The 26,459-nt window shown below is 45.2% G+C and carries 34 protein-coding genes; 30 read left to right on the top strand and 4 right to left on the bottom strand.

From position 1 onward, the window contains the following. The first annotated feature begins 21 nt into the window (after positions 1 to 21). Entirely contained in the window at positions 22 to 507 is a 486-nt protein-coding gene (locus AOC28_RS09545) for a hypothetical protein (protein WP_237767784.1), read from the top strand. A 163-nt stretch (positions 508 to 670) separates the two neighbouring features. Next, a complete protein-coding gene (locus AOC28_RS09540) occupies positions 671 to 1,222 on the top strand; it encodes a phasin family protein (RefSeq protein WP_072583739.1) in 552 nt (183 codons plus the stop codon). 4 nt (positions 1,223 to 1,226) lie between these two features. Here the strand turns inward: AOC28_RS09540 and AOC28_RS09535 are convergent, their stop codons facing one another. Together AOC28_RS09535 and AOC28_RS09530 are read right to left on the bottom strand one after the other, a co-directional pair. Further along, positions 1,227 to 2,126 (bottom strand): histone deacetylase, encoded by a 900-nt coding sequence (locus AOC28_RS09535; protein ID WP_072583738.1) that lies wholly within the window; start codon positions 2,124 to 2,126, stop codon positions 1,227 to 1,229. 4 nt (positions 2,127 to 2,130) lie between these two features. Continuing rightward, complete coding sequence (locus tag AOC28_RS09530; protein WP_072583752.1) at positions 2,131 to 2,505, bottom strand: DUF2237 domain-containing protein; 375 nt, start codon at positions 2,503 to 2,505, stop codon at positions 2,131 to 2,133. Between the two features lie 61 nt (positions 2,506 to 2,566). On the opposite strand from AOC28_RS09530, the gene AOC28_RS09525 reads away from it, so the two are divergent. The 22 genes from AOC28_RS09525 (at position 2,567) to ccmI (ending at position 17,499) form a co-directional block, all read left to right on the top strand. Beyond that, the gene (locus AOC28_RS09525; protein ID WP_072583737.1) at positions 2,567 to 2,977 is read left to right on the top strand and encodes a DUF393 domain-containing protein; all 411 of its coding nucleotides are present in this window, start codon (positions 2,567 to 2,569) and stop codon (positions 2,975 to 2,977) included. Beyond that, positions 2,974 to 3,522: a chalcone isomerase family protein gene (locus AOC28_RS09520; RefSeq protein WP_072583736.1), complete on the top strand. Its 549-nt coding sequence runs from the start codon at positions 2,974 to 2,976 to the stop codon at positions 3,520 to 3,522. Before AOC28_RS09525 ends, AOC28_RS09520 begins: the two co-directional genes overlap by 4 nt. A 3-nt stretch (positions 3,523 to 3,525) precedes the next feature. After that, the gene (locus tag AOC28_RS09515) at positions 3,526 to 4,074 is read left to right on the top strand and encodes a DUF3833 domain-containing protein (protein WP_072583735.1); all 549 of its coding nucleotides are present in this window, start codon (positions 3,526 to 3,528) and stop codon (positions 4,072 to 4,074) included. Positions 4,075 to 4,144: 70 nt separating this feature from the next. Beyond that, positions 4,145 to 4,678: a superoxide dismutase family protein gene (locus tag AOC28_RS09510; RefSeq protein ID WP_072583734.1), complete on the top strand. Its 534-nt coding sequence runs from the start codon at positions 4,145 to 4,147 to the stop codon at positions 4,676 to 4,678. Between the two features lie 39 nt (positions 4,679 to 4,717). Continuing rightward, positions 4,718 to 5,161: a DUF2452 domain-containing protein gene (locus AOC28_RS09505; protein WP_072583733.1), complete on the top strand. Its 444-nt coding sequence runs from the start codon at positions 4,718 to 4,720 to the stop codon at positions 5,159 to 5,161. Positions 5,162 to 5,195: 34 nt separating this feature from the next. Further along, positions 5,196 to 6,176, top strand: a complete 981-nt coding sequence (locus AOC28_RS09500; RefSeq protein WP_072583732.1) for a quinone oxidoreductase — start codon at positions 5,196 to 5,198, stop codon at positions 6,174 to 6,176. 77 nt (positions 6,177 to 6,253) lie between these two features. Further along, positions 6,254 to 6,664, top strand: a complete 411-nt coding sequence (locus AOC28_RS09495) for a hypothetical protein (protein ID WP_072583731.1) — start codon at positions 6,254 to 6,256, stop codon at positions 6,662 to 6,664. 91 nt (positions 6,665 to 6,755) lie between these two features. Next, a complete protein-coding gene (locus AOC28_RS09490; RefSeq protein ID WP_072583730.1) occupies positions 6,756 to 7,610 on the top strand; it encodes a metal-dependent hydrolase in 855 nt (284 codons plus the stop codon). Between the two features lie 118 nt (positions 7,611 to 7,728). Beyond that, the gene (locus AOC28_RS09485) at positions 7,729 to 8,148 is read left to right on the top strand and encodes a MarR family transcriptional regulator (RefSeq protein ID WP_072583729.1); all 420 of its coding nucleotides are present in this window, start codon (positions 7,729 to 7,731) and stop codon (positions 8,146 to 8,148) included. Positions 8,149 to 8,181: 33 nt separating this feature from the next. Continuing rightward, a complete protein-coding gene (locus AOC28_RS09480) occupies positions 8,182 to 8,736 on the top strand; it encodes a flavodoxin family protein (protein ID WP_072583728.1) in 555 nt (184 codons plus the stop codon). Next, positions 8,736 to 9,284 (top strand): cytochrome b, encoded by a 549-nt coding sequence (locus AOC28_RS09475; protein WP_072583727.1) that lies wholly within the window; start codon positions 8,736 to 8,738, stop codon positions 9,282 to 9,284. The genes AOC28_RS09480 and AOC28_RS09475 overlap by 1 nt, the downstream gene beginning before the upstream one ends. Then, complete coding sequence (locus AOC28_RS09470; protein WP_143143922.1) at positions 9,274 to 9,861, top strand: YceI family protein; 588 nt, start codon at positions 9,274 to 9,276, stop codon at positions 9,859 to 9,861. Before AOC28_RS09475 ends, AOC28_RS09470 begins: the two co-directional genes overlap by 11 nt. A gap of 70 nt (positions 9,862 to 9,931) precedes the next feature. Continuing rightward, the gene (locus tag AOC28_RS09465; RefSeq protein WP_072583725.1) at positions 9,932 to 10,504 is read left to right on the top strand and encodes a YceI family protein; all 573 of its coding nucleotides are present in this window, start codon (positions 9,932 to 9,934) and stop codon (positions 10,502 to 10,504) included. Between the two features lie 193 nt (positions 10,505 to 10,697). After that, entirely contained in the window at positions 10,698 to 11,345 is a 648-nt protein-coding gene (gene ccmA, locus AOC28_RS09460; protein ID WP_237767783.1) for a cytochrome c biogenesis heme-transporting ATPase CcmA, read from the top strand. Further along, positions 11,342 to 12,007 (top strand): heme exporter protein CcmB, encoded by a 666-nt coding sequence (gene ccmB, locus AOC28_RS09455; protein WP_072583724.1) that lies wholly within the window; start codon positions 11,342 to 11,344, stop codon positions 12,005 to 12,007. Before ccmA ends, ccmB begins: the two co-directional genes overlap by 4 nt. Further along, the gene (ccmC, locus tag AOC28_RS09450; protein WP_072583723.1) at positions 12,004 to 12,774 is read left to right on the top strand and encodes a heme ABC transporter permease CcmC; all 771 of its coding nucleotides are present in this window, start codon (positions 12,004 to 12,006) and stop codon (positions 12,772 to 12,774) included. Before ccmB ends, ccmC begins: the two co-directional genes overlap by 4 nt. After that, entirely contained in the window at positions 12,774 to 12,962 is a 189-nt protein-coding gene (gene ccmD, locus AOC28_RS09445) for a heme exporter protein CcmD (protein ID WP_072583722.1), read from the top strand. The genes ccmC and ccmD overlap by 1 nt, the downstream gene beginning before the upstream one ends. Next, complete coding sequence (gene ccmE, locus AOC28_RS09440; RefSeq protein WP_072583721.1) at positions 12,959 to 13,393, top strand: cytochrome c maturation protein CcmE; 435 nt, start codon at positions 12,959 to 12,961, stop codon at positions 13,391 to 13,393. The genes ccmD and ccmE overlap by 4 nt, the downstream gene beginning before the upstream one ends. Next, entirely contained in the window at positions 13,390 to 15,309 is a 1,920-nt protein-coding gene (locus tag AOC28_RS09435) for a heme lyase CcmF/NrfE family subunit (protein ID WP_072583720.1), read from the top strand. The genes ccmE and AOC28_RS09435 overlap by 4 nt, the downstream gene beginning before the upstream one ends. Continuing rightward, entirely contained in the window at positions 15,306 to 15,836 is a 531-nt protein-coding gene (locus AOC28_RS09430; RefSeq protein ID WP_072583719.1) for a DsbE family thiol:disulfide interchange protein, read from the top strand. Before AOC28_RS09435 ends, AOC28_RS09430 begins: the two co-directional genes overlap by 4 nt. After that, positions 15,833 to 16,303, top strand: coding sequence for a cytochrome c-type biogenesis protein (locus AOC28_RS09425; protein ID WP_072583718.1), 471 nt, complete (start codon positions 15,833 to 15,835; stop codon positions 16,301 to 16,303). The genes AOC28_RS09430 and AOC28_RS09425 overlap by 4 nt, the downstream gene beginning before the upstream one ends. A gap of 5 nt (positions 16,304 to 16,308) precedes the next feature. Continuing rightward, the gene (gene ccmI / locus AOC28_RS09420) at positions 16,309 to 17,499 is read left to right on the top strand and encodes a c-type cytochrome biogenesis protein CcmI (RefSeq protein WP_072583717.1); all 1,191 of its coding nucleotides are present in this window, start codon (positions 16,309 to 16,311) and stop codon (positions 17,497 to 17,499) included. A gap of 4 nt (positions 17,500 to 17,503) precedes the next feature. Here ccmI and AOC28_RS09415 read toward each other — a convergent pair whose 3' ends face one another. Continuing rightward, entirely contained in the window at positions 17,504 to 18,265 is a 762-nt protein-coding gene (locus tag AOC28_RS09415) for an SDR family oxidoreductase (RefSeq protein WP_072583750.1), read from the bottom strand. A gap of 115 nt (positions 18,266 to 18,380) precedes the next feature. Here AOC28_RS09415 and AOC28_RS09410 point away from each other — a divergent pair, with 115 nt between their 5' ends. From AOC28_RS09410 to AOC28_RS09400, 3 genes are read left to right on the top strand one after another with little or no spacing between them, the layout of a single operon-like run. Continuing rightward, a complete protein-coding gene (locus tag AOC28_RS09410) occupies positions 18,381 to 19,682 on the top strand; it encodes a TAXI family TRAP transporter solute-binding subunit (protein ID WP_072583749.1) in 1,302 nt (433 codons plus the stop codon). Positions 19,683 to 19,694: 12 nt separating this feature from the next. Further along, positions 19,695 to 20,660 (top strand): tripartite tricarboxylate transporter substrate binding protein, encoded by a 966-nt coding sequence (locus tag AOC28_RS09405; protein WP_072583716.1) that lies wholly within the window; start codon positions 19,695 to 19,697, stop codon positions 20,658 to 20,660. A gap of 32 nt (positions 20,661 to 20,692) precedes the next feature. Then, positions 20,693 to 21,448: a 2OG-Fe dioxygenase family protein gene (locus AOC28_RS09400; protein ID WP_072583715.1), complete on the top strand. Its 756-nt coding sequence runs from the start codon at positions 20,693 to 20,695 to the stop codon at positions 21,446 to 21,448. A 10-nt stretch (positions 21,449 to 21,458) separates the two neighbouring features. Here AOC28_RS09400 and AOC28_RS09395 read toward each other — a convergent pair whose 3' ends face one another. Beyond that, complete coding sequence (locus tag AOC28_RS09395) at positions 21,459 to 22,442, bottom strand: tripartite tricarboxylate transporter substrate binding protein (RefSeq protein WP_072583714.1); 984 nt, start codon at positions 22,440 to 22,442, stop codon at positions 21,459 to 21,461. An 85-nt stretch (positions 22,443 to 22,527) separates the two neighbouring features. Between AOC28_RS09395 and AOC28_RS09390 the strand changes: the two genes are divergently transcribed. Genes AOC28_RS09390 through ccoS form a run of 3 tightly spaced genes read left to right on the top strand, consistent with a single transcriptional unit; the run spans position 22,528 to position 26,441 of the window. Beyond that, positions 22,528 to 23,763 carry an MFS transporter gene (locus tag AOC28_RS09390; RefSeq protein ID WP_072583713.1) on the top strand — a complete coding sequence of 412 codons (1,236 nt, stop codon included), beginning with the start codon at positions 22,528 to 22,530 and terminating at the stop codon, positions 23,761 to 23,763. 56 nt (positions 23,764 to 23,819) lie between these two features. Beyond that, positions 23,820 to 26,252, top strand: a complete 2,433-nt coding sequence (locus AOC28_RS09385) for a heavy metal translocating P-type ATPase (RefSeq protein ID WP_072583712.1) — start codon at positions 23,820 to 23,822, stop codon at positions 26,250 to 26,252. A 9-nt stretch (positions 26,253 to 26,261) separates the two neighbouring features. After that, positions 26,262 to 26,441 carry a cbb3-type cytochrome oxidase assembly protein CcoS gene (gene ccoS, locus AOC28_RS09380; protein WP_072583711.1) on the top strand — a complete coding sequence of 60 codons (180 nt, stop codon included), beginning with the start codon at positions 26,262 to 26,264 and terminating at the stop codon, positions 26,439 to 26,441. Positions 26,442 to 26,459 lie beyond the last annotated feature (18 nt).

The following is a 26,459-nucleotide window of genomic DNA, read 5'->3' as shown; positions in this document are numbered from 1 at the left end:
TAACACTTTAGGAATGTCGGGTTGACGGGGGATACTACAGAACCAGATATTCAAAAAGAAATTGATCAGGCGGCTGGCTATGCAGTCTTTACGACTACCAATGTCAATATTGTTTTGCTGGTAGTAGCCCGTGGCGAGGGTGTCCTGTTTGATAAGCGTCGCAAAGAACCTGTTTTTATGCAAGCGCTCAAAACAGGTGAAGGTTTGGGGGCTGGCTATCAAGATCAATATCAAGTGGCGATCTTTAAGACCCCGGGCGCTATCGATCAGTTTTTGTTGACCTCGATTGATGGTCGTCGTGGTGGCATCGATGTAGATGCAAATTTTTCTGCTGGTTCGGGCGGTACGATTCGCTCCTTTAATCCTGAAATTACCTTCTATACAGTGGGGCTCTCGGGATACGATTTACAGGCCAACTATGGCGGCACGCTCTATTTGGTAGATCAACAGCTTAATAGTGCTGAGACTCTGAACAGTCTTCCAAAGAAGAAGTCCGACTCAAAGTAAGAAATAGAGTGTATTGATCTCTGGATGCTGATGGAGCCCCAGCTGGTAATAGCTGGGGCTTTTCTTTTGCCTGTATCGGGTAGATCTACTGGTATTTCTCTATAGAAACCCGCCTGAACGAGAGTAGATTGGTGTCTGACATTTCCCCATCTGAAAGGCTGATATGAGCAAGAAATCACTTGATATGAATGCACTGCCAGGACAACAAAGAGCTATTGATGCGACCAAGGCAGCTGGACGCGTGGCGATTGAAAGTGCCCAGGCAATCGCACAGATTAATCAGCAGGCGACACAGGAATTGGCCGGTATGATTCAGAAGAGAGTATCTGAGCTAATGAAAACCCAGGACCCTCGATCTGCATTTGAGTATGTTCATGCAGAGGTATTGCAGGATGCTGCCAAAGAGATCTCCCAATATCACAACCAATTACTTCAGGTGCTTAAAAGCGGTAATCAAGAGCTCGCCGATATTGCTGAAACCATGATTCAAGAATCTAAGGCAGATTTAATTCACTTTGTAAATGATGCAACGGACAATGCGCCTCTTGGTAGCGAGGCTTATGTCTCTGTATTCAAAACCTCATTTAACAACGCATTGCAAAATTTTGAATTGATTCGTGCCGCAATGGCAGACTCATTTACGAATTTTGAGAAGAGCGTTGAGAATGTCAGTAATCTCGCTAGCCCAAAAAGCGCCTCAAAAAAGAAGAGCTAAAGATTTAATATTGCCTCTGAAATTGCAGGGCGGTCTTAATGGTCTGAAAGTGAATATCCACTGTAGATGTCATTTCCTTTCCGTAACCGCCCGCCATTGAAAACGCGATGGGGAGCTGCCTATCCAAGGCATACTGAAATACCTTCTCATCCCGCAAGCGCATTCCTGCTGTACTGACATTCAGCCTTCCTAGGCGATCACCTTCATGGGGGTCTGCACCAGCTAAAAAAATGAGGCAGTCTGCCTTGAAGCGTGAATCCAGTTGATCTAGGGATTGGCTCAGGGCATGTAAATAGGCGGCATCATCGCAACCGTCCTCTAGGCCCAAATCAAGATCGCTCTCTTCTTTTTTAAATGGAAAGTTATTTTTCCCGTGAATCGAGAGGGTGAAAATAGAATCATCATTTTGCAGTATCGATGCAGTGCCATTTCCTTGGTGCACATCCAAATCAATCACTGCAACTTTGAGGGATGGGCTGATCTCTTTTTGTAAAGCGCGTGCTGCAATAGCGGAATCATTAAAGACACAAAATCCACTACCGGCATCTCGATATGCATGATGGGTGCCACCCGCAAGATTGGCGACAATGCCTTCTCGTAAAGCAGTTTTGGCTGCCGCAACAGTGGCGCCTGCTGAGCGACGTGAACGTTCCACCATCTGCTTGCTCCACGGAAATCCAATCTCTCTTTGTTCTTGTGGAGAAAGCTTTCCTTCAATGACTTTGATGAGATAGCTTGGATCGTGAGCATACAGAATTTGAGTGTCAGTAGCAGGGGGTGCCTCTACCAGTTCGATATCGATCAGACTACTTACTAGATCACGTAAGCGCGAATACTTTTCCATTGGGAAGCGATGACCCTCTGGAAGTGGCAATACAAAATGGTCGGTATAAAACGCTTTCACGCTTTTATATTTCCCTTGAATATTCTTTCAGGATATTCAAGGGCACAGTCTCTAGGGCTTTGATGTGAGTGCTTTCCAGTTTGATAGAGGGCGCGCATTGGGCATTGAATGCCTCCACCCAACGATTGATGCATAGGCACCATTGGTCACCAGCCACTAACCCTGGAAATTGATATTCTGGTCTTGGGGTGATGAGGTCATTTCCTTTTTGCAGGCTAAATTGCAAAAATTCATTTGTCACAATCGCACAAACTAAGTGACTGCCCACATCCTCTTCATTGGTTTTGCAGCAGCCATCCCTAAAAAACCCTGTTAGGGGGTCGAAAGAGCAGGGAATGAGGGGTTCACCAAAAACATTTAGCGCAACTTCTTTTTGCATAGCAACCTTAAAAATATCCGTGTCAGCCAGTTTATTGAATAAGCCGTAAACTTGCTGAACGATGACCCAATTAGAAAAGCTCACCTTGTTTTACGATGGCGCTTGCCCGTTGTGCCAGGCGGAGATTCTCTTTTTATCGGGACGCAATCAAGACAATCTATTGGGCTTTGTCGACATTAACTCAGAACAGTATGACCCTCAAAAGGTGGGGGTCTCCTGTGAGGCTGCATTGGCGGCGATGTATGGTCAGTTTGCTAGCGGCAAATTGATCCAAGGTGTCTCAGTTTTTCCTGAGGCCTATCGTCGTGCAAATCTGCCGCGCATGGCCTGGTTCTTTTCAAGAAAGCCGCTTCAGCCATTCTTGAAATTGGCATACCTCTTTTTTGCTAAGAATCGGCATGTGATATCTAATCTCTTTGGGCCTGTAGCTTTACGATTGGTGAAGGCCCGCTCAAGATCTGTACAGCAATGAAGAAAATTCATCTTCTTCTCATCGCCACTTTACTGAGTTTCTTGGTGCCGACCAGCTTTGCGCGCGATCCTTTGGAGGTGTCTGCATATTTAAGTACTGCAAAACTGCAAGGAAGCGGTCGACTGACTTGGTGGGGCTTGCATATTTACGATGCTTCCTTTTATAGGGTGGGTTCACTGTCTTCTCCCGAGTTTGCATTGGATATGCGCTATCAAAAATCCTTCTCCGGTAAATCGATTGCCAATCGGAGCGCAGAGGAAATGAAGCGCACTGGCGTACCTGATGAACAAGCCGCCCTTTGGGGTAAGGAGTTGGCGTCATTCTTGCCGAATGTCGAGTCAGGGCAAACTTTGACAGCTGTCTACTCCCCCAAGCAAGGAACCGTTTTTTATCATGATGGTAAGCAAATCGCACAAATACCTGGGGCAGAGTTTTCAAGGGCATTTTTTGGAATTTGGTTAGATCCTAAAACAAGCGCCCCTAAACTGAGAGCAGAACTATTGGGACAAACCTGTCCACCACCACTTTTTAATGAGGCTTGTTAAGTTATGAAATCCTTTTTTACACGCCTTGCATTCACAATATTTTGTGGAGCGCTTTTAGTTTCATGCTCTTCACCTCAGGTTTCTCAATATGCGGCTGAGAAACCAGCTCTAGACCTGAGTGAGTACTTTTCTGGAACGATTGATGCCTATGGCATCTTTACTGATCGTAACGGTGAAGTGAAAAAGCGCTTTACTGTGCTGATCAAAGCAAGTTGGACAGTAGTGGAAGGTAAAAAAGTCGGCACCTTGGATGAACGTTTTGAATACTCTGACGGCACAAAGCAAACACGCATCTGGACGCTAACTGAGCAATCTCCGGGTAACTATATTGGTAGGGCTGATGATGTAGTGGGTGATGCACAAGGTCAGCTCGCCGGAAATGCGCTTAACTGGACCTACACCCTTGCTTTACCGGTAGATGGCACCATTTATAACGTGCAATTTAATGATTGGATGTACTTAATTACCCCCAAGGTAATGCTCAATAAGGCCAAGATGAGTAAGTTTGGGATTGATTTGGGTGAGGTGACTTTGAGCTTCTACAAGCGCTAAGCAAAAGCGCTCGATTTGTGTCACACTTTCTTGGAAGTCGCCTTTGGGCGCCTCATCCAAGGAGATCTAAATGAACAAGAAATTCAAGCAAATTTCGATTGCTTTATCCGCTGTGGGAATGTTGTCATTAGTGGCCTGCCAATCAATGGAGCAAGGTACTGGGCAAAAAGCCAGCGCAAATTTAGATTCAAGATCAGGCTCTCAGGCTAAGGGTGAGGTTATGTTTACCTGGCAAGGAGATGATGTTCTCATCAATGGTAAGTTTTCTGGATTAAAGCCAAACTCAGAACAAGGTTTTCATGTTCATGAAAAAGGCGATTGCTCTGCTCCGGATGCAACCAGCGCAGGTGGTCACTTCAATCCTGAAACAAAATCTCATGGCATGCCAAATAGCGGCATGAATCATGCAGGAGATCTGCCCAACATTAAGTCCGATGCCAATGGCAACGCAACTTACACTGCTAAGTTACATGGATTTGCTGTAAATACAGGTCCAACTGGAATTGTTGGTCGCTCTGTGGTTGTGCACAGAGACCCGGATGATTACAAATCTCAGCCTGCAGGAAATTCTGGCCCACGTATTGCATGTGGCTTGATTAAGTAATCACATCTATTTATTAAATTAGTACATACAGGGCATTTCATGAGAATCGAAGATACCGATCCAGCGCGACATGCAGGGATTGAATATCCAATGGAGGTGGGTGCTCCTGTGTTTGCACCCATCAAAGTGACTGAGGAAAAAGATAAGGCTGTTAACGTAGCTCGCCAAAATGCCAAGCTTGAGTACGATCGCATTATGGAGCAGGCTGAAGTCTTAATGAAGCAGGCTAAAGCATTACAAGCAAGACTAGATGCTACAGAGATGGTGCATAGCGCTAAATTTGGCTTTAATCCTATTCATGGAAAAATTTACCATCTGTACTATGACGGTAGAAATAACACTAATGTATTGATTCAAAACGGTCCGAAAGAATGGAGTTGTGGAATTCCAGACGGTTGGACTTATTCGATGGCAGTAAAGAAGTTAGGTGACAGTACTTGGGCGGTAATTGAAGAGGACTCTGTTGGCGCCCTTACTGTATGATGTTTTTCTCTATAAAAAAATAATTAGGTGACCTGTGACAAAAGCTCGAGTCGTTAGTCTTAGTGAACTAGGTAGTGCGGATGTAATCAAAGTGATTGATAAAGAATTGCCACCACCTGCAAAAGGTGAAGTGCAGCTCCGTCAAACTGCCATTGGATTTAATTTCATTGACGTATATCAGCGCTCAGGCGTTTATCCATTAGAAATGCCAACGGGCCTTGGACATGAGGCTACAGGTGTGGTTGAGGCTTTGGGCGAAGGCGTCACTGATTTAAAAGTGGGTGATCGCGTCGTTTATATGAATGCCGGGATTGGCGCTTATGCAAGTGCACGTAATGTAGCGGCTGACAAATTGGTTGTTCTGCCCAGCAATATTTCTGATGAAGTAGCCGCAGCCGTTTTCTTTAAAGCAATGACTGCACAATATCTTGTGCAAAAAACCTATAAAGTAAAAGCGGGTGATGTAGTGCTGGTGCACGCTGCCGCTGGCGGCGTTGGTCAAATATTAGCTGGTTGGGCAAAAGCATTGGGTGCATTTGTCGTGGGCACTGTGGGTTCGCCAGCAAAGTTTGCAGCTGCTAAGGAAGCAGGTTGCGATGCTGTTGTTGATTATTCTCAAGCAAATTGGGTTGAAGAAGTGCTTAAAGCCACTGGTGGCAAAAAAGCCAATGTGGTTTATGACTCTGTTGCTAAAACTACTTTCTTGGGTTCTTTAGATTGTGCCGCTCCCTTTGGAACAGTCGCTTTGTTTGGCGCCGCTTCAGGCCCAGCTCCAGAAATTCAGCCAGAGATCTTAAATAAGAAGGGTTGCCTGTTTTTAACTAGGCCTTCTGTATTTCCGCACAACGCTACTGCGGCTTTGTTAAAAGAAAACGCTAAAGCAGTATTTGATGCAATTGCCAAAGGGCAGGTCAAAGTACAAATTGGCGCTAAGTTTTCTTTAGAGCAAGCCGCTGATGCGCATCGTGCTGCTGAGGGACGAAAAGTTTCAGGCGCCATCGTGATGACGCCATAAGCTTAAGTGTTCTAACGTACATAAGCCCCGTATATGCGGGGCTTTTTTTATGCATCAATTGGACGTAGTATAGAAGCATGAAAACACTACTTAAAATACTGATTGCCACTCAACTTATCTTCTTGGGTTCTTGGGCTTTAGCGCAAACTCCTGAAACGCAGCACTCACAGGGAATTTCTTACATCACTGGTGGCGTAGGTGAAAGTGAGACTGTTGCGATTTTGGCTGATGCGAAGCAATGGCCACTGCTATTGGAAATGTCTCAAATAGAAAATGGCAGGGGAGTCTGGATTTTCGGAGCAACGATCAAAATCACGAACTCAAAAAAACAGATTATTTTTGATGCCCAGGCCGATGGACCTTATATGCTGATTAATCTTGAGTCTGGCGATTATGTGATTGAAGCGGCTTACCAAGGGGTGGTTCAAAAGAGGGCGCTTTCTCTTAAAGCCAACTCGCCACAAAAAGTTTCCCTTTTCTGGAAATAGTGCCTAAAAAATTGCCGCATTGCGTCATAAGTCTCAACTTTCAATTTGGTCTATAGTTCCCTGATTACTACAATCATCAGGAGATGTATCAATGAAATGCCTTTCAGCTAAAAGCGGTTTGGGCGTATTGCTTTCGGCAATATTAGTTTCAACAGCCTCGCTCAGTATTGCGCAGAATTCTCCAGCTGTAGGTGCTCAGGGTAAGACTGAGGCACTATGGTTTGGACAGGCAGGGTTCCGGATTAAATCCCCTCAGGGAAAAATGATTCTGATTGATCCCTGGATTACTGGCGGACCGAAGACACCATCGATTTACAAGAATGATTTGGCGGCGATTGGTCCGATTGATGTGTTGCTAGTGACGCATGCACACGTTGACCATCTTGGTGATGCGCCAGCTGTGGCTAAGATGAATAACATCAAGTTATATGGTCCAGCCGATATGGTGACGCCACTAACTACTTTGGGAATTCTGCCAGCAGACTTGGGTTATCGTTTTAATAAAACGGGTCGCGTAACACCTGCGCCTGGAATCAAGGTAACCGCAGTTCAAGCAGAGCACTCTTCTTTATTGGTTTGGAAGAATCCGGCTACAGACAAAATGGAGTCACATCCCGCCGGCGAGCCTATGGGCTTCATTATTGAGCTTGAGAACGGTTTTAAGATTTGGCATATGGGGGATACCGGCTTATTTAGTGATATGAAATTCATTAGCGAGCACTACAAGCCCGATCTAGTAATGGTTCCAATTGGAGGAAATTTCACAATGGCGCCTGATGATGCTGCATTTGCATTGCGTACCTGGATTAAGCCAAAAATGGTGATCCCAATGCACTACAACTCTAATCCGATGACTAAAGGTACGTTAGCCGAGTTTCAGGAGGCTATGAAGGGCAGCAATATCAAAATTATTCCGATGACTGAGGGTGAAACAGTTCAATTCTGAGGAATATCGAAGAAAAAGCCTAAACCCCACAGAATTTGTGGGGTTTTTAATTGGATTTATTTGTATTTAGTTCGCATTAGTACTAAACTAGTTCTAACTAGTACTTTAAATAGGATTTATGAACTTTTTACCCGTCCTAAGAAACCTCGTTTCTGCCTATCAAGCATTTGAGCGTTATTCAGCTCCGCACATAGCTGCAATGGGTTTAACGATGACCCAGTTTGATGTGATTGCCACATTAGGCAATCAATTGCCGATGACATGTAAAGACTTGGGCGAGAAAACTCTAGTGACCAAGGGAACTTTAACGGGGGTACTAGAGCGCTTGGAGGCAAAAGGACTCATTCTTCGTGAAACAAATTCTGAAGATGCGCGCAGTCAGTTGATTGGTTTGACGACAGCTGGTCAGTCTTTATTTGAGAAAGTATTTCCAGAGCATTTGGAATATCTAAATGGTGCATTTAAGAAATTATCATCAAATGAATTAAAGCAATTAGAAGAGTCATTGCGGTTGCTGAAAGATGCTTTTAAATCATAAACATCAAGTCAATATTTTTTTAAGGAGAAATTGATGAGTAAAGTAGCTGTCGTATTTCATAGTGGTTATGGACACACCGTAAAGCAGGCTGAGGCTATTGCTAAAGGCGCTAATGGAACATTGATTGCCATTGACGCTGAGGGCAATATTACTGATGCACAATGGGCGACACTTAATGATGCTGACGCTATTGTGTTTGGCTCTCCAACCTATATGGGTACGGTGAGTTGGCAGTTTAAGAAGTTTGCTGACGCTAGCTCAAAGCAATGGTTTTCACAGCAATGGAAAGACAAGGTCTTCGGTGGTTTTACGAATTCAGCCACAATGAATGGTGATAAGCATTCAACCTTGCATTACTTCTTTACTTTGGCTATGCAGCATTCTGGCCTTTGGGTTGGTACTGGATTGATGCCTTCGAATTCGAAAGCCGCAAAGCGTGATGACATTAACTATGTGGGTTCATCTGCGGGTGCAATGATGCAAACACCATCTGATGCAAGTGCTGACGAAGTAAATGCAGGCGATCTAGAGACTGCAAGACTGTATGGCGAGCGCATTGCAAAAATTACCAAACAGTTGCGCGGATAATGAATAAAGTCAGATACACCTCTGTTGCCATCATCTTGCATTGGGTGATGGCGCTCTTGATATTTGCAACATGGTCAATTGCAATTGCTGTGGATGATATGCCATTGAGTCCACTCAGAATTACGGGAATTAGCTGGCACAAATGGCTTGGTGTCACCATATTCTTTTTGGTGGTTCTGCGCTTGTTGTGGCGCGCAATTCATCCAGCTCCTGCATTAAACCTCGCATTGCCAGCCTGGCAAGAGCGTGCAATGAAGCTAACCCATCTTGCGCTGTACTTATTGATGCTTCTGATTCCGATTGTGGGCTGGTTAATGAGTTCCGCTAAGGGCTATACCGTCAACTACTTTGGCTTATTTGAATTGCCGGATCTGGTAGATAAAGATAAGGCACTTGGCCATCAGCTGAAGGAGATCCATGAGTTTCTGGCCAATGGATTAATGGCTTTGGTTGGACTTCATATTTTGGCTGCGCTAAAGCATCAATTTATCGATAAAGATGACTTATTAAGTCGTATGACCTTTGGAGGATCAAACCGTGAAAAGTAAACGCTCATTACATTTAGGGATGTTGGCACAGGCTTTATTGGCGATGCTATTCATTAGTGCTGCAAGCTCGGCTTATGCGGTGGAGTATTCATCTATTGATGCCTCGAAAAGCAAAATTACTTTTACAAGTAAATTGATGGGCTCAAAGATCTCTGGAAGTTTTGGAAAATTTTCTGGGAAGGTTTTATTTAACCCAGACGAGCCAGAAAAAGCGAAGGCTAATCTCATTATTGAAATCTCAAGTTTTAATGCAGGTGGGGAAGAGTTGCAAGAAGAGGCAAAAGGAAAAGACTGGTTCAGTACAAAGCTCTTTCCAACTGCTAGCTATGTAACGGATTCTGTAAAGATTACAGGCCCCAATAGTTTGGATGCCCATGGAACCCTAACCATCAAGGGCAAAGCTGTGCCACTGTTGATATCCGTCAAGTATCAGCTGCAAGGCAAGCAGATGGTCTTTGATGCTAGCTTTCAGGTGTTGAGGCTGGATTTTGGCTTGGGTGCTGGAAATTGGGCAGACACTTCTGCAGTCGCCAATGAGGTGCCAGTCAATGTTCACTTAGTCTTAAATCAAAAATAGTTTTACAAATTAATCTACCTAAACTTACCTTTACTAACTTACTTATTCAATTTTTAATCAGGAGAATTACATGAAATCAAAATTACTTATCGCTTTATTTGCAACCATTGGCCTTAGCTCTGCTTTTGCTGCGCCAGTAACTTATGCTACTGATGCTAACCACACCTTTGCTCAGTTTGAATATAACCATTTAGGATTCTCTAAGCAGACCAGCCGCTTTAATGCGGTTACTGGAACTGTAACGATTGATCAAGCAGCTAAAAAAGGCAGTGCAGATATCACTATTGATACGAAATCTGTCGATACAGGATCTGCTTTATTTAACAATCACATCCAAGGTGAAGATTTTTTATCTACAACCCAATTTCCGACTGCTAGCTTTCAATCAAGCGATATGATTTTTAAAGGCGACAAACCAGTTGCTTTAAAAGGTGTGTTGACATTGAAGGGTGTAAGTAAGCCAGTTACATTGAATATCACTAATTTTGAGTGCAAAAAACATCCAATGTCTGGCGCTGATTATTGCGGTGCCAATGCTGAAACAAAAGTTAAGCGCACAGAATTTAATATGGGTAAATACGCGCCGAACGTAGGTGACGATGTAACCATCATGATTGCTATTGAGGGTTCAAAAAAGGATTAATTCCTTTTGTTGGGCTGATGTCATCTGAAAAACCACCTACGGGTGGTTTTTCATTCTCGGCCGACTCGGTTTATAATTACATAAGTAATTGAATTAAAAGGGATTATTCCTTTAACTCCACTTTTGCTGGTTTGACAGCTCTTAGAGGCTCTTGGACAATGCCATGGGTGGTTGATTCAAGCCCCAAGCCCTCATGACAGTTGATACTCATTCCTCCTCCAATACACCGCATTTGATGCTTGAAGCTCGTGCGCTGACTTGTATTCGTGGGGAGCGACAATTATTTCTGAATCTGAATCTGACAGTGGCGGCTGGAGAGTGCCTGCATGTGCGCGGTGAGAACGGGGTCGGAAAAACTAGCCTCTTAAGACTCCTGACGGGACTTTCTAAACCAGAGGCGGGGGAGGTTCTTTGGAATCATCAATCAATCGCTAAAGATCCTTCTATATATCATCGGGAACTTTTATTCCTGGGGCATCGTGATGCTCTGAAGGAAGATCTGACTGCCTTGGAAAATCTGCAGCTGTATGCAGTCCTGGACGACATTCATTTGCCAGGTGATAAGGCTTTAGCAGCGCTCTGGCGTTTTGGTTTGCGTGGGCGCGAGAACCTACCGGTCAGTTGTTTATCGGCTGGACAAAAGCGTCGAGTCTTAATGGCTCGCATGTTGACACGTCAAGCCAAGTTGTGGATCTTGGATGAGCCGTTCAACGCACTTGATATTCATGCTGTTCAAGATTTACAAGGACTAATAGCAGAGCATGTAGAGCAAGGTGGTCTAGTGGTACTGACTAGCCATCAAGCGGTGGATCTTCCGCATGTGAGGGTGCTAGATCTATGAATGCTTTACTAGCCATCATTCGCCGTGATTTGCTCTTGGTTATGCGCCGCAAGAGCGAGGTGCTCACAGCCCTCTTCTTTTTTGTCGTAGTGACTAGTTTGTTTCCATTGGGTATTGGTGCGGATGCTGCTTTACTTCGCAAGATTGCTCCTGGGGTTCTCTGGGTTGCAGCCTTACTGTCTACCTTATTAGGCTTGCATCGGATGTTTGCTGCCGATTATCAAGATGGCGCTTTAGAGCAGCTTGCCTTGTCGCCGCAGCCTATGGTCTTGTTCGTAACTGGAAAAATTGTTGCCCATTGGATTGTGAGTGGACTACCGCTCGTGCTCTTGGCCCCGATCATTGGTATTCAGTTTGATCTGGATGCTAGTTCTTTGTATGTACTGATGGGAACCCTATTATTAGGTACCCCGGTGCTATCCTTACTGGGATCCATAGGTGCGGCCTTAACCTTGGGTGTCAGAGGCGGTAGCTTGTTATTGAGCTTATTGATATTGCCTTTATATATTCCGGTTCTCATTTTTGGCGCTGGCGCCGTATATGCTAATAGTGTGGGTTTGGATACGTCAGGCCATTTTTCATTGCTAGGCGCATTATTGATTTTGGCTTTAACATTTGTTCCTTGGGTAAGTAGTGCTGCTGTAAAGATTGCAATTGAATGAATCCGATAAATACTTTTTCTAATCACCGCTTAGTTAACTGGTTTAAGTTATCTAGCCCCAGCACTTTTTATCCGTTGGCGGGTAAGCTCATCCCATTCTTCTGGGTCTTGACTTTTTTATTTGGCACTGCTGGTTTGTGGGTTAGCTTCTTTGTTGCGCCCGTCGATGCCGTGCAAGGGCAGGGCTATCGCATCATTTTTATTCATGTGCCCGCATCCTGGATGTCGATGTTTATTTATTTAGTCATGGCTGCATGGGCAGGATTAGGACTGGTCTTTAATACACGTTTGTCTGCCATGATGGCGCAGGCTCTTGCCCCTATAGGTGCTTGGATGGCATTTCTATCCTTGTGGACCGGTGCATTCTGGGGCAAGCCCATGTGGGGTGCCTGGTGGGTTTGGGATGCTCGCCTTACTTCAGAGTTAATTCTTCTCTTTCTGTATTTGGGCTTTATTGCCTTGCGAGCATCTATTGATGATCCTCGCCGTGCCGATAAGGCGAGCGCCATTTTGGCTTTGGTAGGTGTTGTAAACGTACCGATCATTTATTTCTCGGTGAAATGGTGGAACACCTTGCATCAAGGCGCCTCCGTTTCTCTCACAAAAGCCCCGGCGATGGCACAAACCATGCTCTTGGGAATGCTGTTGATGGCTTTATGTCTTTGGATGTACACCATTGCAGTCACCTTAATGCGAGTGAGGGCAATCATTTTGGAGCGTGAAGCCCATGCTGATTGGGTGAGACAATCAATTGAGGTGAAAATCTGATGTGGAATAGCCCTTCTGAGTTTTTTGCCATGGGCGGCTACGCACTGTATGTGTGGTGTAGTTTTGGTGTTTGTGCGCTGGTATTGATATTGGAGCCCCTCATGGCGCGTGCTCGCTTTAGAGCAATCGTACGGCGGTTGAAGCAAGAGCAATTAGCTGAGCAGTTTGATAAAGAGATTAGTAAGTGAAGCCTAGACATAAACGTGCATTGATGATTGTTGCAGCGCTGATCGTAATTGGTGTAGCTGCACTCTTAATTTTGAATGCGCTTAATAGTAATATTGCCTTATACGTCACTCCAAGTGAAGTGTCAGCAGGCAAAGCGCCTCAAGGTCAAGCTTTCCGAATTGGTGGCATGGTGAAGGATGGCTCTTTAAAGCGCGATGGCCTAACCGTGCACTTTGTGATTACTGATTTGGTGAAAGATATTCCAGTGGCCTATACCGGCATCCTTCCTGATTTGTTTAAAGAGGGTAAAGGTGCTGTAATCCAAGGCCGCATGAATGCCAATGGTGAATTTATTGCCAGTGAAGTATTGGCAAAACATGACGAGAACTACATGCCTCCTGAAGCAAAACATGCTTTAGAGCAAGCTCAAAAAAACGGAACAAATAAATGATTCCTGAGTTTGGGCATTACGCACTAGTTCTGGCGCTTTGCATTGCTCTCATTCAGGGGGTTTTGCCATTGCTAGGCGCGCATTATGGCCGACGCGATTGGTTGGTGCTAGCAAGGCCTGCCGCGCAAACGACCTTCTTATTGTTGGCGATTGCTTTTGGAATCTTGGCCTGGAGTTTTTACGCCAATGATTTTTCTGTACTTTATGTTGCTGAGCACTCCAATTCACAGCTGCCGGTGATTTATCGATTAGGCGCAGTATGGGGTGGGCATGAAGGATCTCTCTTATTGTGGATTTTCTTGCTGGCTACCTGGACCATTTTGGTTGCTCAACTTTCTAAAGCATTAGATGACTTTATGGTGGCGCGAGTAATTGGTGTTTTGGGGCTGGTCACTAGTGGCTTACTCCTGTTTGTTTTAACAACCTCAAATCCGTTTGAGCGTTTATTGCCTGCTGCTCAAGATGGCCGCTCATTAAATCCACTCTTGCAAGATCCGGGCTTAGTATTTCATCCGCCAATGTTGTACATGGGTTACGTTGGTTTTTCAGTGGCTTTTGCATTTGCAATTGCCTCTTTATTGTCTGGAAGATTAGATGCTGCTTGGGCTCGTTGGTCGCGTCCTTGGACAACCGCTGCTTGGGTTTTCCTGACCCTCGGTATTGCTTTGGGTTCATGGTGGGCCTATTACGAATTGGGTTGGGGCGGCTGGTGGTTTTGGGACCCCGTTGAGAATGCCTCCTTTATTCCTTGGCTCGTGGGTACCGCCTTGTTGCATTCTTTGGCGGTTACCGAAAAGCGCGGCGGCTTTAAGAGCTGGACTGTGCTCTTAGCAATTACTGCATTCTCTTTATCGCTACTAGGAACCTTCTTAGTTCGTTCGGGTGTCCTAACTTCGGTTCATGCATTTGCAACCGATCCAAGGCGCGGCATCTTTATTCTGATCTTCTTATCACTCGTCGTTGGTTCGTCTCTGATGCTCTACGCATGGCGTGCGCCTAAGAGTTCGATGGGCGGCAAATTTAGTTTGAGCTCCAGAGAAACATTGATTTTGCTTGGCAATGTCTTTTTCGTGGTTTCTGCCGGATCTGTTTTGCTAGGCACCCTATATCCTTTGCTGATTGATGCTTTGCATCTAGGTAAGATTTCTGTAGGCCCTCCTTATTTCAATAGCGTATTTGTTCCCATCATGGTGCCATTACTGGTATTGATGGGTATCGGTCCATGGGCAAGCTGGAAGCAAAGTAATTTAATTACCATCATCAAGCGTTTATGGATTGCAGGCGCAGTCGCTCTAATTGCAGGCGTTGGAATTCCTTTAATTATGGGCCAATTTACTTGGCTTGCAGGCATGGGCTTCATGTTGGCATTTTGGGTGATCGCTTCGGGCTTCATGCAAATTATTCGACAAGCCAAAGCCGGTAAACCAACCCGTTCTTTTATTGGTATGCAGGTGGCGCATTTGGGCATTGCGGTGTTTGTGATTGGCGTCACAATGGTGGGTGCATACCAAGAAGAAAAAGATGTGCGCATGTCCCCTGGCGATACAGTAAGTGTTGGTGGATATCAAATCCAGATGCAGGGAGTGAATACAGTACTTGGCCCAAATTATCAAGCGATACGAGGTGCTTTCCAGCTCTCCAAAAATGGTATTGCTGAGAGAAGTCTTTATCCAGAAAAGAGAAGCTACTTTTCTTCGACGATGCCGATGACTGAAGCAGCGATTAATGCTGGACTCACCCGCGATATTTATGTATCACTAGGTGAAGAACTCAGCGATCAATCCTGGGCTGTACGTGTTTACTACAAGCCTTTTGTGGATTGGATTTGGGGCGGTTGCTTGTTGATGGCTTTAGGTGGCGTGTTCGCTATGTCTGATAAGCGCTATCGACTGAAATTAAAGAGCAAGTTCATATGAAAGCAAAATTTTTAATCCCCCTGATCTTGTTTGTGGGTTTGGTAGTCTTTTTGGCTATTGGCTTAAATCGTGATCCACATGAAGTGCCTTCACCGCTAATTAACAAGTCTGCCCCTGCATTTGAAGTGTCTCAATTGGCTGATGCTAATAAAACATTTTCACCGGCAAGTATGAAGGGACAGGTGTGGATTCTGAATGTTTGGGCATCCTGGTGCGTAGCTTGTCGCGAAGAACATCCGGTGTTGGTTGAGCTTGCTAAGTCCCAAATAGCGCCAGTGATTGGTTTGGACTATAAAGATAAGCGTGAAGATGCTGTAGCTATGCTGGCAAAACAAGGCAATCCTTATACACTCTCCGCTTTTGATGGCAATGGGCGTGTTGGTATTGATTACGGCGTCTATGGCGTGCCTGAGACTTACATCATTGATAAGGCAGGTGTGATTCGCTTTAAACACATTGGCCCGTTAACAATGGATTTATTGAATCAAAAAATTTATCCTATGTTGAATGAGTTAAAGAAATCATGAGGCGGATTTTATTAATCGCCGTTTGCGTGTTTAGTTTAGGCAACGCGTTTGCCAAAGATGCTGCACCACTCGCGGATGATCCAATAACAGAGCAGCGTCTTATTAGTATTTCAGAAGAAATGCGCTGCTTGGTGTGTCAGAACGAGTCTTTAGCTGGCTCGCGCTCGGATTTAGCTAATGATTTGCGTCGTGAAATTCGGGTATTGATCAAAGAAGGTAAGAGCGATGATCAAATCCGCTCATTTATGGTTGAGCGCTATGGCGATTTTGTACTGTATCGCCCGCCAGTGAAACCACTGACCTGGTTGTTATGGATTGGCCCATTTGTTATTTTGGGTCTGGGCGTTGCTGGTTTATTAATGTATTTAAGACGCAGAGATAGCAGCGTGCCTAATGTCGCGCTGACTGATGCTGATAATCAAAAAATCGATGCACTATTAAATGCAAGCGATAAGAAAGAGGGATGAAATAAGTGACTAGCTTTTTGATCCCCGCCTTTTTACTCCTGGTTCTGGTATTGGTGCTATTGCTGCGCCCATTCATCTTTCCCGCGAAGAGCTCGTTGACATCGCGTCGTCAGATGAATGCCACCATCTACCGTGAAGAGTTGGATAAATTAGAGCTTGAATATAAAGCTGGTGCAATTACTTCAACTGATTATGAAATTGCGCATGCAGAAATGCGTCAAAGACTCTTTCAAGACACTATTGAAGAGGATGACCGAGAGGTTGCGGGCTCTTCAAAGAAGACTGCAATCGGCCTTTGTATCTTTATCGTCTTGCTCTCATCGGCACTGTATTTCTCCTTGGGGGATGTTGTTCGGGTAGCCCAAAACAATTCTGAAAAACCAGTCACCCAGGAAGGTGTCGAAAAAATGGTGGCTGAATTTGCCATCAAAATGGAAAAAGATCCTGGCAACTTAAAGGGCTGGGCGATGTTAGCTCGCTCCTATCGAATCTTGGGCCGCGATCAGGATGCCGCTAAAGCGTATGCACGTGCAGGTAACTTTATTGATTCTGATCCGCAATTGTTAGCTGACTATGCAGATGTTCTGGCAAGCAATGCAAATGGGAGTTTTGTTGGGAAGCCTTCGCAGTTGATTAATCAGGCATTAAAGCTGGACCCCAATAACATGATGGCACTTTGGCTTTCTGGAACCGCATCTTATAACGCTAAAAATTACAAGGCAGCGGCGCAGTCCTGGGAGAAGCTTGCGCAACAACTTCCGCCCAATACGGATGAGGCGCGTGCCATTCAAGGATCTATTGCTGAGGCGCGCTCTAAAGGTGGTCTGACTACTTCAGCGCCGGTTGCTCCAACCGGAAAAGGCATTAGCGGCAAGATTGAATTGTCTGCTGACCTTAAATCTAAAATTAAGCCTGGCGACATTGTGATGGTGATTGCACGCAAACCTGGTGAGCGTATGCCTGTTGCTGTCTTGAAGGCATCTGCAACTGACTTTCCAATGGGCTTTATATTGAATGATTCATTGGCCATGAATCCCAGTGCGCCTCTGTCTCAACTATCTGAGGCGAGTGTCGAGGTGCGCATTTCTAAGACTGGGATGGCGAAACCGGAAGCGGGGGATTTAATCTCTTCAGTGCAGACAATTAAAGTCGGCACAACCAATGTTCGCCTACTAGTTGACCAAGTTCGCCAGTAAGGTTTTAGCCTCTACCCACAAACGGCATATTGGTTGCCATAATCGTCATCGACAGAATATTGCTTTCGAGTGGCAGTTGGGCCATATGCAGTACGGCCTCACCAACATGATCAACATCCATGCGTGGCTCTACCTTAATCGATTGATCTGCCTGCAGGATCCCAGCAGCCATACGTTCAGTCATCTCTGTTGCAGCATTGCCGATATCGATTTGACCGCACGCGATATTAAAAGGACGTCCATCTAATGCAATGGTTTTGGTTAAGCCGCTGATGGCATGTTTGGTTGCCGTGTAGGGCACTGACATTGGACGAGGTGCGTGTGCAGAGATTGAGCCATTATTGATAATTCTGCCTCCCTGTGGAGATTGCGCTTTCATCATGCGAATCGCTTCCTGTGAACACAAGAACGCACCACAGAGGTTGCTATTCACTACATTCATCCATTGCTCATAACTCAGGTCCTCCATTGGAATGGCAGGGGCTCCCATACCAGCGTTATTGAAGAGCAAATCAATGCGGCCAAATTTATGGCTAAGTGCTGTAAATAGCTTTTTGACTTCATCGGGTTTGCCAACATCGCAAGCGACCGCTAGACAGTTACTTTGATTGCCGCCGATATCAGCAATAGCCTTTTCTAATCTATCTAGATTGCGTCCAGTTAGGACCACTTGATAGCCTCCCTTGAGAAGGGCTTTGGCAGCCGCCCGCCCAATACCAGTTCCTGCACCAGTTACTAGGGCTACCTTAGTTTTTGCTGAATTCATCATGTTCTTTAGGGCTGCTTAAAAGTATTATCTTATCGTGGTTTATTAGGCCTGTTTTGAAACCTTTGCCTATTGCTTTGCTCGGGGCATAATGCAAAAAACACAAGAGATTTCCATGAATTTCATCAAAAGACAAATTTATAACCCTATAGCTCTGGTAATCAGCTTTTTTGCGCTGCTGATCATTTTCTTTGCCGTACTCTGGATCTTGGTTCCTCCGCCTCCCAAGTCGATTGAAATGGCCACTGGCTTTCCTACGGGGCTGTATTACCAGTTTGGTGAGCGTCTAAAAACGGAAATAGCTAAAGAGGGTGTTGATCTTAATGTGCGATCTACTGGTGGGACCTTAGATAACTTGGCTCTTTTAAATGACCCCAAGTCTGGGATTGATTTTGCAATGGTGCAGGGTGGGGTCGCCAATCTGAATGAATATCCAAAATTAGTATCGATTGCAGGCATGTTTTACGAGCCTATTTGGGTTTGGTATCGCGATGCTGCATTTAAAACTGATGGTGGTCAACTCACTATCTTGAAACAATTAAAAGGCAAGAGAGTTTCTATAGGCAATGAAGGAAGTGGTACTTTAGTGCTCGCTAAAGATTTATTGCGAGTTAGTGGCATTTCTGAAAATGAGATTAAGCTGGAAAAACTTAAGCCAGATGATGCTATCGAGAAATTAAATAATGGCCAATTAGATGCCGTATTTATTGTGGCTGCAGCTGAGGCGCCGATTTTGCATAAGTTTTACTCTGTACCCGGTATTCGTTTGATGAGCTTTGACCAGGCAGATGCTTATACCCGCAACTTAACCTACCTATCTAAAGTGATTGTTCCTAGAGGTTTGTTGAGTATTGAGTTTGATCAGCCACGTCAAGATATTCAGGTAATGGCCCCTACTGCTACTTTGGTTGCCCATGATAATGTCAGTCCGGCCCTGGTATCGCTTTTGCTTGGGGCTTCCTACGATATTTTGAAAACCTATTCTCGCCTACAAAAAGTGGGTGAGTTTCCATCTAGCTCAGGCTTGGATTTCCCCTTGCATGTAGATGCAGAAATCTATTTAAAAGATGGGCCTTCATTCTTACATCGCCACTTACCATTCTGGACAGCGGTGTGGGCTGGACGTTTTGTCAAAATTGTCATTCCATTATTGGTTATTCTGATTCCGCTATTTACTTATATTCCGTCGACTAAGAACTTCTTCTTACGATTGAAGTTGGCTCAGGTATATGAAGAGCTCAAGGTGATTGAGAAGAATGCCCAAAATCCAGCGCTAAAAGAAAAGAATTTCAAAGATCTTGAGGATATAGAGAGGCGCGTTGGAAATATCAAGGTATCCATGTTGGATGCTAAAGAGCTATATGACCTCAAAGGGCATGTAGGTGAAGTCCGTCACCGCCTGAATTTGGTTCATTAAAGGGATCTGGAGATGAATAGGCTAATTCATTATCTATTTTTAGCTGTAGGCCTGCTTGTATCTATTGGGGTTCAGGCACAGGCCTACCCAAGCAAGCCTATTTCCCTGGTGGTTCCTCAGGCGGCAGGCGGCACTAACGACATTGTGGCTCGTCTAATTGCGCCATCTTTTGGTGAAGCTATTGGCGCATCGATTGTGGTTGAAAATAGACCAGGTGCTGGCGGTAATATTGGTACCCAAAGTGTTGCACGCTCACCTAAGGATGGCTATACCTTACTGCTTACCATTAATAGTGCGCAAGCTATTAATCCTTCTTTATATAAAAATCCTGGCTTTGATCCTGTAAATGATTTTGTGCCTTTGTATTACATTGGGGCAACGCCTTATGTATTAGTTTCTCCACCGGGATCTCCTTATAAAACATTGGTGGATGTTGTGGCTGCGGCTAAGAAGAGGCCTGGAGAATTGTCATATGCCTCAGCTGGTAATGGCACGATTAGTCACTTATTAGGCGCTATGCTTAATGCGAGCGCTGGCATTGAAATGCAACATATTCCTTACAAGGGGGTAGCCCCAGCAATTAATGATGTATTAGGTGGACAAGTGCCGCTGGCATTTGCGAGCTTGCCCTCTGCACTCAATTACATTAAAGCGGGGAAGCTTCAGGCGATCGCGATTAGTTCTGCAAAGCGTTCTAGTGCTGCGCCTGAAATTCCAACGATTGCAGAAACATACCCTGATTGTGTTGGTGAGGTGTGGGTGGCCATCTTTGCCCCTGTTGGCGTTAGTGTGGATGTAATAAAGAAGGTGCAGGCGGCAATGGAGAAGGCCCTATCTAAATCAGAAGTGCGTGAGAGGCTATCTGCACAGGGCTTGGATCTTGCACCCGTTCCAACTAATAAGTTGAGCGCTTTACTAAAGGATGAGTTGGCTAAGTGGGCAAAAATTGTGAGGGCATCTGGAGCGCAGTTGGATTAACGCTTTTTTGCTGCTTGACCTAAAATAGACCCATGACAATTACTGGCGTTGCGCCTACACTGACCCCCTTAAAGCAGATCGATCAAGCTTTGCGTGATGACGGCTTTGCTGTGGTGTCTGCTGAGACGGTTGCTGAGTTTAGTAATGTAGATCTGTCCAAGCTTCAAGATCTCACGAAGTATTGGGAAAACTTGCCCCGCGATCCTTATTTAAAAGATGGTGGGCGCTATCGCTTTCGTCGACATGCTAGCTATGAGATTAAAGGTGATGAGCTCACATTGGTTCCACATCGTGCACACTGGCAATCACTAGATTACAACGCATTGCATGGTGGAATTGAGCGCTGGTTTGAGCCCATTCAAGGTGATTTATTAAGTAATACTGCTTGGCAATCTGTCTTGCTCGGGCTTGCGCATATCTTGAATAGTCTAAAGCCTGTGAATACTTGGTTTGTTGAAGCGCATCAATTTCGAATTGATACCACTGATGGTATCGGACGTCCAACACCTGAAGGCGCGCATCGCGATGGCGTTGATTTTGTAGCAGTCTTCTTATTGGGTCGAGAGGGTATTAAAGGTGGTGAGACCAGAATATTTGATACCTCTGGCTCCGCAGGATTGCGTTTCACCCTCACACAACCTTGGTCTCTTTTGTTAATGAATGATCAGCGCATGATTCATGAATCAACCCCAATTCAGCCATTAGCAAAATATGGCTATCGAGATACCTTGGTTCTTACCTACCGCTCAAATGGTTTCCAAGACTCTCCAAATCGAAGTCAGCAATAAGCCAGCTGATTTACTCTGGCTCCATGCCAGCTTCTTTAATCGCTTTTGCCCACTTAGCAGTTTCTAGTTTGATCTTTTGGCCAAGGGCTTCAGGCGTTCCTGGCTGAGTTTCAAAACCATTTGCAGAGAGTCGCTCTACTAGGTCTTTTGATTTAGCTGCATTGTTAATGGCTTGATTGAGCTTGAGGACGGCATCCTTCGGCATGCCCGCTGGACCAAATGCCGCAAAGAAGGCGATCAGTTCATAGCCTTTGATACCTAATGCTTCATTTACCGTAGGTAGCTCTGGAATAGCCGGCGAGCGCTTCAAGGAGGTTACAGCTAGGCCACGGATTTTGCCTGCTTGCACCTGAGGTAATGAAACTCCAAAGTCGGATGTGAACATATTCACTTGACCGCCAATTAAATCAGTCATAGCATTGGGGCCGCTCTTGTATGAGACCCCAATCATTTTGATATCAGCAAAGCTTGCCAGCATTTCTGATGAAACGCGCTGTGATGTACTTGCATAAGCAAAAGTCATTTTTCCTGGATTGGCTTTGGCTAGAGAAACAAACCCATTGAGTGATTTAGCAGGCACATCATTATTGATGGCAATAATGAGTGGAGCAGATCCAAAAAATCCAATGGGAGTAAAGGCGGTGTCTTGGTTATAGGGTAAATTTTTAACCAAGCTCTTAAGGGCAGCATTAGTGCTATTGGTTCCGAACAGAATCGTATAGCCGTCTGCGGGGGCCTTGGCTACAAAATCTGCGCCAATTAGGCCATTTGCGCCAGGGCGATTTTCAACAACTACAGGCTGGCCTAATGACTCAGACATTTTTGCCGCAAAAGCGCGTCCAATTTGATCGGTTGTGCTACCGGGTGCAAAAGGAACAATCGCTTTAATGGGTTTGGAGGGGTAGCTATCCGCTGATGCCAGGGTGCTTGTGAAGCTAATGATGAGGCCGGCCCCGATCTGCAATAAGCGAGCTATCAAAGATTTGCTATTCATGCTGTCTCCGTCTTGTTTTCAGTAGTGTAGCGGGTCTAATTCGTTCTGGGCGAGTAGAATGAGTTCACGTTTCTACTGACTAACTATGCGCTTTCGTTCGGCTGGCTATACCCCTCTTATGCTTCTGGCACAAACCTGTGCTTTATTGGGTTTTGCTTGCTATGCCGTCGTATTAACGACTTTGCAAGAGGAGTGGCATCTCAGTAATTTACAGTCGGGCCTGATTGCGAGTGCTTTTTTCTTTGGTTACATGCTTGCCGTTCCATTAGCTACGGCTTTAACAGATCGGGTAGACGCGCGTAAGGTCTATTTAATAGGCGGTCTCACAGCAAGTTGCGGTCTTTTGGGTATGAGTCTGTTGGCTTATAACTTTTGGACAGCTCTACTTTTTATGGCTTTGAATGGAGCTGGTCTTGCCGGTACTTATATGCCCGGCCTCAAGATTTTGTCAGACCGTATCCAATCGGGAGAGTTAACTAGACATATTGCATTCTATACCGCCTTCTTTGGTATCGGTACTGGATTTTCGTATTTGTGTTCTGGTTGGATTTTGAGTGCGCTTGGTTGGCACTATGTATTTAGTTTGATTGCCTTGGGCCCATTTGGCGCATTTCTGATTGTCTTGTTGCTAATTCCAGCGCTTCAGCATGAAAAATGGCAAGGGCCAATCAATATTCGTCTGCACGATATCTTTCCGGTGGATAAATGGAAGTTGGTTTTACAAGACAAAAATGCATCAGGCTTTATTTTTGGATATACCGCTCATACTTTGGAACTCTTTGCTTCAAGAAGCTGGATTGTTGCTTTCTTTGCTTTTTGTGCAGTTGCTTCTGGCGAAGATTTCTTTCTGACTGCAACTACTTTAGCTGGAGTGATTAATTTCTTTGGCGTGCCCTCCTCTATATTGGGTAATGAAATTGCTTTGAGAGTAGGACGTCAAAAATGGGTGTGCATTGTGATGCTGACTAGTGCGGTATTAGGGATTGCATTTGCTTGCTCAACTGGCCAGTCGTGGTGGTTGATTGTTGCTCTGGCTATTGGGCATACCATATTCATCATGGCAGATTCCTCAACGCTCACTGCGGGCTTGGTAATTAGTGCGCAAGAAAATATCAAGGGCGCTGCAATGGGCCTGCACTCATTGATGGGGTTTGGTGGCGGCCTATTGGGGCCTGCCATTTTTGGTTTCGTCTTGGATATTTCTGGTTCTCGTACTTCACAAGTTGCCTGGGTATGGGCATACGTTGCTGTAGTCATGTGGGGCGTTCTATTTGTGATTTACGAACGACGTAGGGGCTGGGGTAGCTCAGTGCGCGTATGAGTAATCGGATAAATAAGCAGATAAATAAGCAGATAAATAAGTAGGTAAATGAGTGGATGAATAAAAAGAATGCTTTAGTTTGCTATCACTGTTCAAGCCAGATTCTCCCGGGGGAATTAACTGAGGCGGAACTGGGTGGTGAGACGCGTCCATTCTGTTGTCCAGGTTGTATGGCAATTGCGCAAACAATTCATGGAGAAGGCCTAGAAGTTTTTTATGCTAGGCGTTCTCAGTCGGGTGATAAGCCAGCAGCCTATCTTGCAAGTGATGAGATTCCGGTGAAGCTCAAGCCTTATGACGATCCTTCATTGCGAGGCCGTTTCACCCGTTCATCTGGAGGGGAGGGTGATCTTGAAACCACTCTACGTTTAGAAAAAATTCGATGTGCAGCTTGTGTTTGGCTGTGTGAGCAACATTTACGTCGTAATGCAGGTGTTCAGGATGTGCAAATCAATTACGTTACTCAAAAAGTAATGGTGCGTTTTTCTCCAGATAAAACGAGCTTAGCACGACTACTTTTTGAAATTGAGCGCATTGGTTATGAGGCTTGGCCATTTGAGCCCTCCCAATCATTAGATCGCGCTAAAAAGGAAAGGCGCCACCTTCTTTTGCGACTGGGGGTAGCAATGCTCGGCATGATGCAGGTCATGATGTATGCCTGGCCAACGTATGTTGGTGCTGATATCACTCCAGAATTTGAGATTCTTTTAGGTTGGACTAGCTGGTTATTGACTGTTCCTGTGATGGTCTACTCAGCAGGTCCAATATTCCAGTCGGCTTGGCGAAGTGTGCAGTATTTTAAGCAAACGCATATGTTGGGAATGGATGTTCCTATTGCATTAGCTTTAGCTTTGGCATTTATTGCGGGCACTATTAATTTAGTTACCGGTGTTGGGCATACTTACTTTGATTCCATCACCATGTTTGTGGCATTTATCTTGGCGGCCAGATATGTGGAGCTATTAGCAAGACAAGATGCGCAAGGTGGAGCAGAGGCTTTAGCTAAACAACTGCCTGCAACATGTGAGCGGGCATTGAACTATCCAGCATCACAAGAAATTGAAGTGGTTCCCGTGGTTAATTGCAATCCTGGGGAAGTGTTACGAGTTTCTCCAGGGGAAGTGGTGCCTGCTGACGGTATCCTGATTGAAAATGTGAGTGCTTTAGACGAGTCTTTGCTCACAGGCGAATCTAAGCCGGTTGAGAAAAAGATTGGTGACCGTGTATACGCTGGTACTCACAACATACTGAATCCATTGTTCATGCGAATTGAGGCAGTGGGGCAATCAACCCGTATCGCCGGAATTGCTTCCTTATTAGATCAAGCATTACTTGCTAAACCAGTCATGGTGAGTCTTGCTGAAAAGTGGACTGCTTATTTTGTTGCCTTTTTACTATTCGGTGCGTTTGCTTCGTCCGCTATTTGGCTGTACTTTGACCCTAGTCGTGCGTGGACAGTTTTAGTTTCTGTTCTAGTTGCCAGTTGCCCTTGTGCTTTATCGCTAGCAGTTCCAACCGCTATGGCAGCAGCGCAAGGTGCGGTAACTAAATTAGGTTTACTAATTGTGCGTGGTCATGTGATGGAAGGTTTGGCAAAAGCAACTGATTTGGTGTTGGATAAGACCGGCACACTAACGATGGGTCAGCCAGAGTTGCAAGAGGTCATTAATTTGCGTACGGGCTATCGACGTGAAGATGCCTTGGCCTTAGCTACGGCATTAGAGGCGGGGCAAAGGCATCCGTTGGCACTTTCTTTGATGCGTGCCGCTACTGCTGAAAATTTATCTTTACCTACATTGAGTGAACCAGTGATTAATCAACTGGGAAAAGGTTTAAGTTCGGGCGAGTATCGCTTGGGAAGCGCCTTGTGGCTGGGGGTAGAGCAGAGTGCGCAATTAGGGCAATACGGTCAGGTGCATTTAGCAGATGCACAAGGATTGATAGCCAGCTTTGTATTTTTGGACACGCCTAGAGCAGGATTAGAGCAATTCCTAAAAGTAGTGAAGTCTAGAAAGATTGCAATGCATTTAGTTTCTGGTGATGATCGCGCCACGGTTGCATGGTGGGCCCAGCATGTTGGCATCGAGCATTATCAAGGTGGCTGTACGCCTGAGGATAAGTATGACTACATTGCAAGACTGCAAAAAGAAAATAGTTTTGTATGGGCCATCGGCGATGGTGTGAACGATGCACCTTTGCTTGCTCGTGCTGATATTTCTATTGCAGTTGGCGCTGGTGCACCGTTGGCTGCTGCTGGAGCCGATGCAACTCTGACGGCTAGTTCTTTAGAGCCTTTAGCAAAGACTTTATTGTTGGCCGATAAAACTCAGGCAATCATCAAAGAAAACTTATGGTGGGCCTTGGCTTACAACTTGCTAGCTATTCCTGCCGCAATGATGGGCTTAGTAAATCCCTGGGTTGCTGGAATCGGAATGTCGCTTTCTTCGTTAGCCGTGACTTTAAATGCCTGGCGTTTACGAAAGGCTTAGACTATAGGAATGGAAAGTTTATTTCTTCTAATCCCTTTATCGCTGGTCTTAGTCGGCCTTTTGGCTTGGATTTTGCGCTGGTCCATTAAGAGTGGGCAATTTGATGATTTGGATGGTCCTGGGCACGCTATTTTGATGGATGATGACACTCCAGCGCCCCAAAAAGTTAGTGAACACTCTCAAAAATAGCCAAATTTCTATTAGCCT

This window comes from Polynucleobacter sp. MWH-Adler-W8, assembly GCF_001889925.1.
Taxonomy (GTDB): domain Bacteria; phylum Pseudomonadota; class Gammaproteobacteria; order Burkholderiales; family Burkholderiaceae; genus Polynucleobacter.
This window is presented reverse-complemented; position numbering and strand designations above follow the sequence as displayed.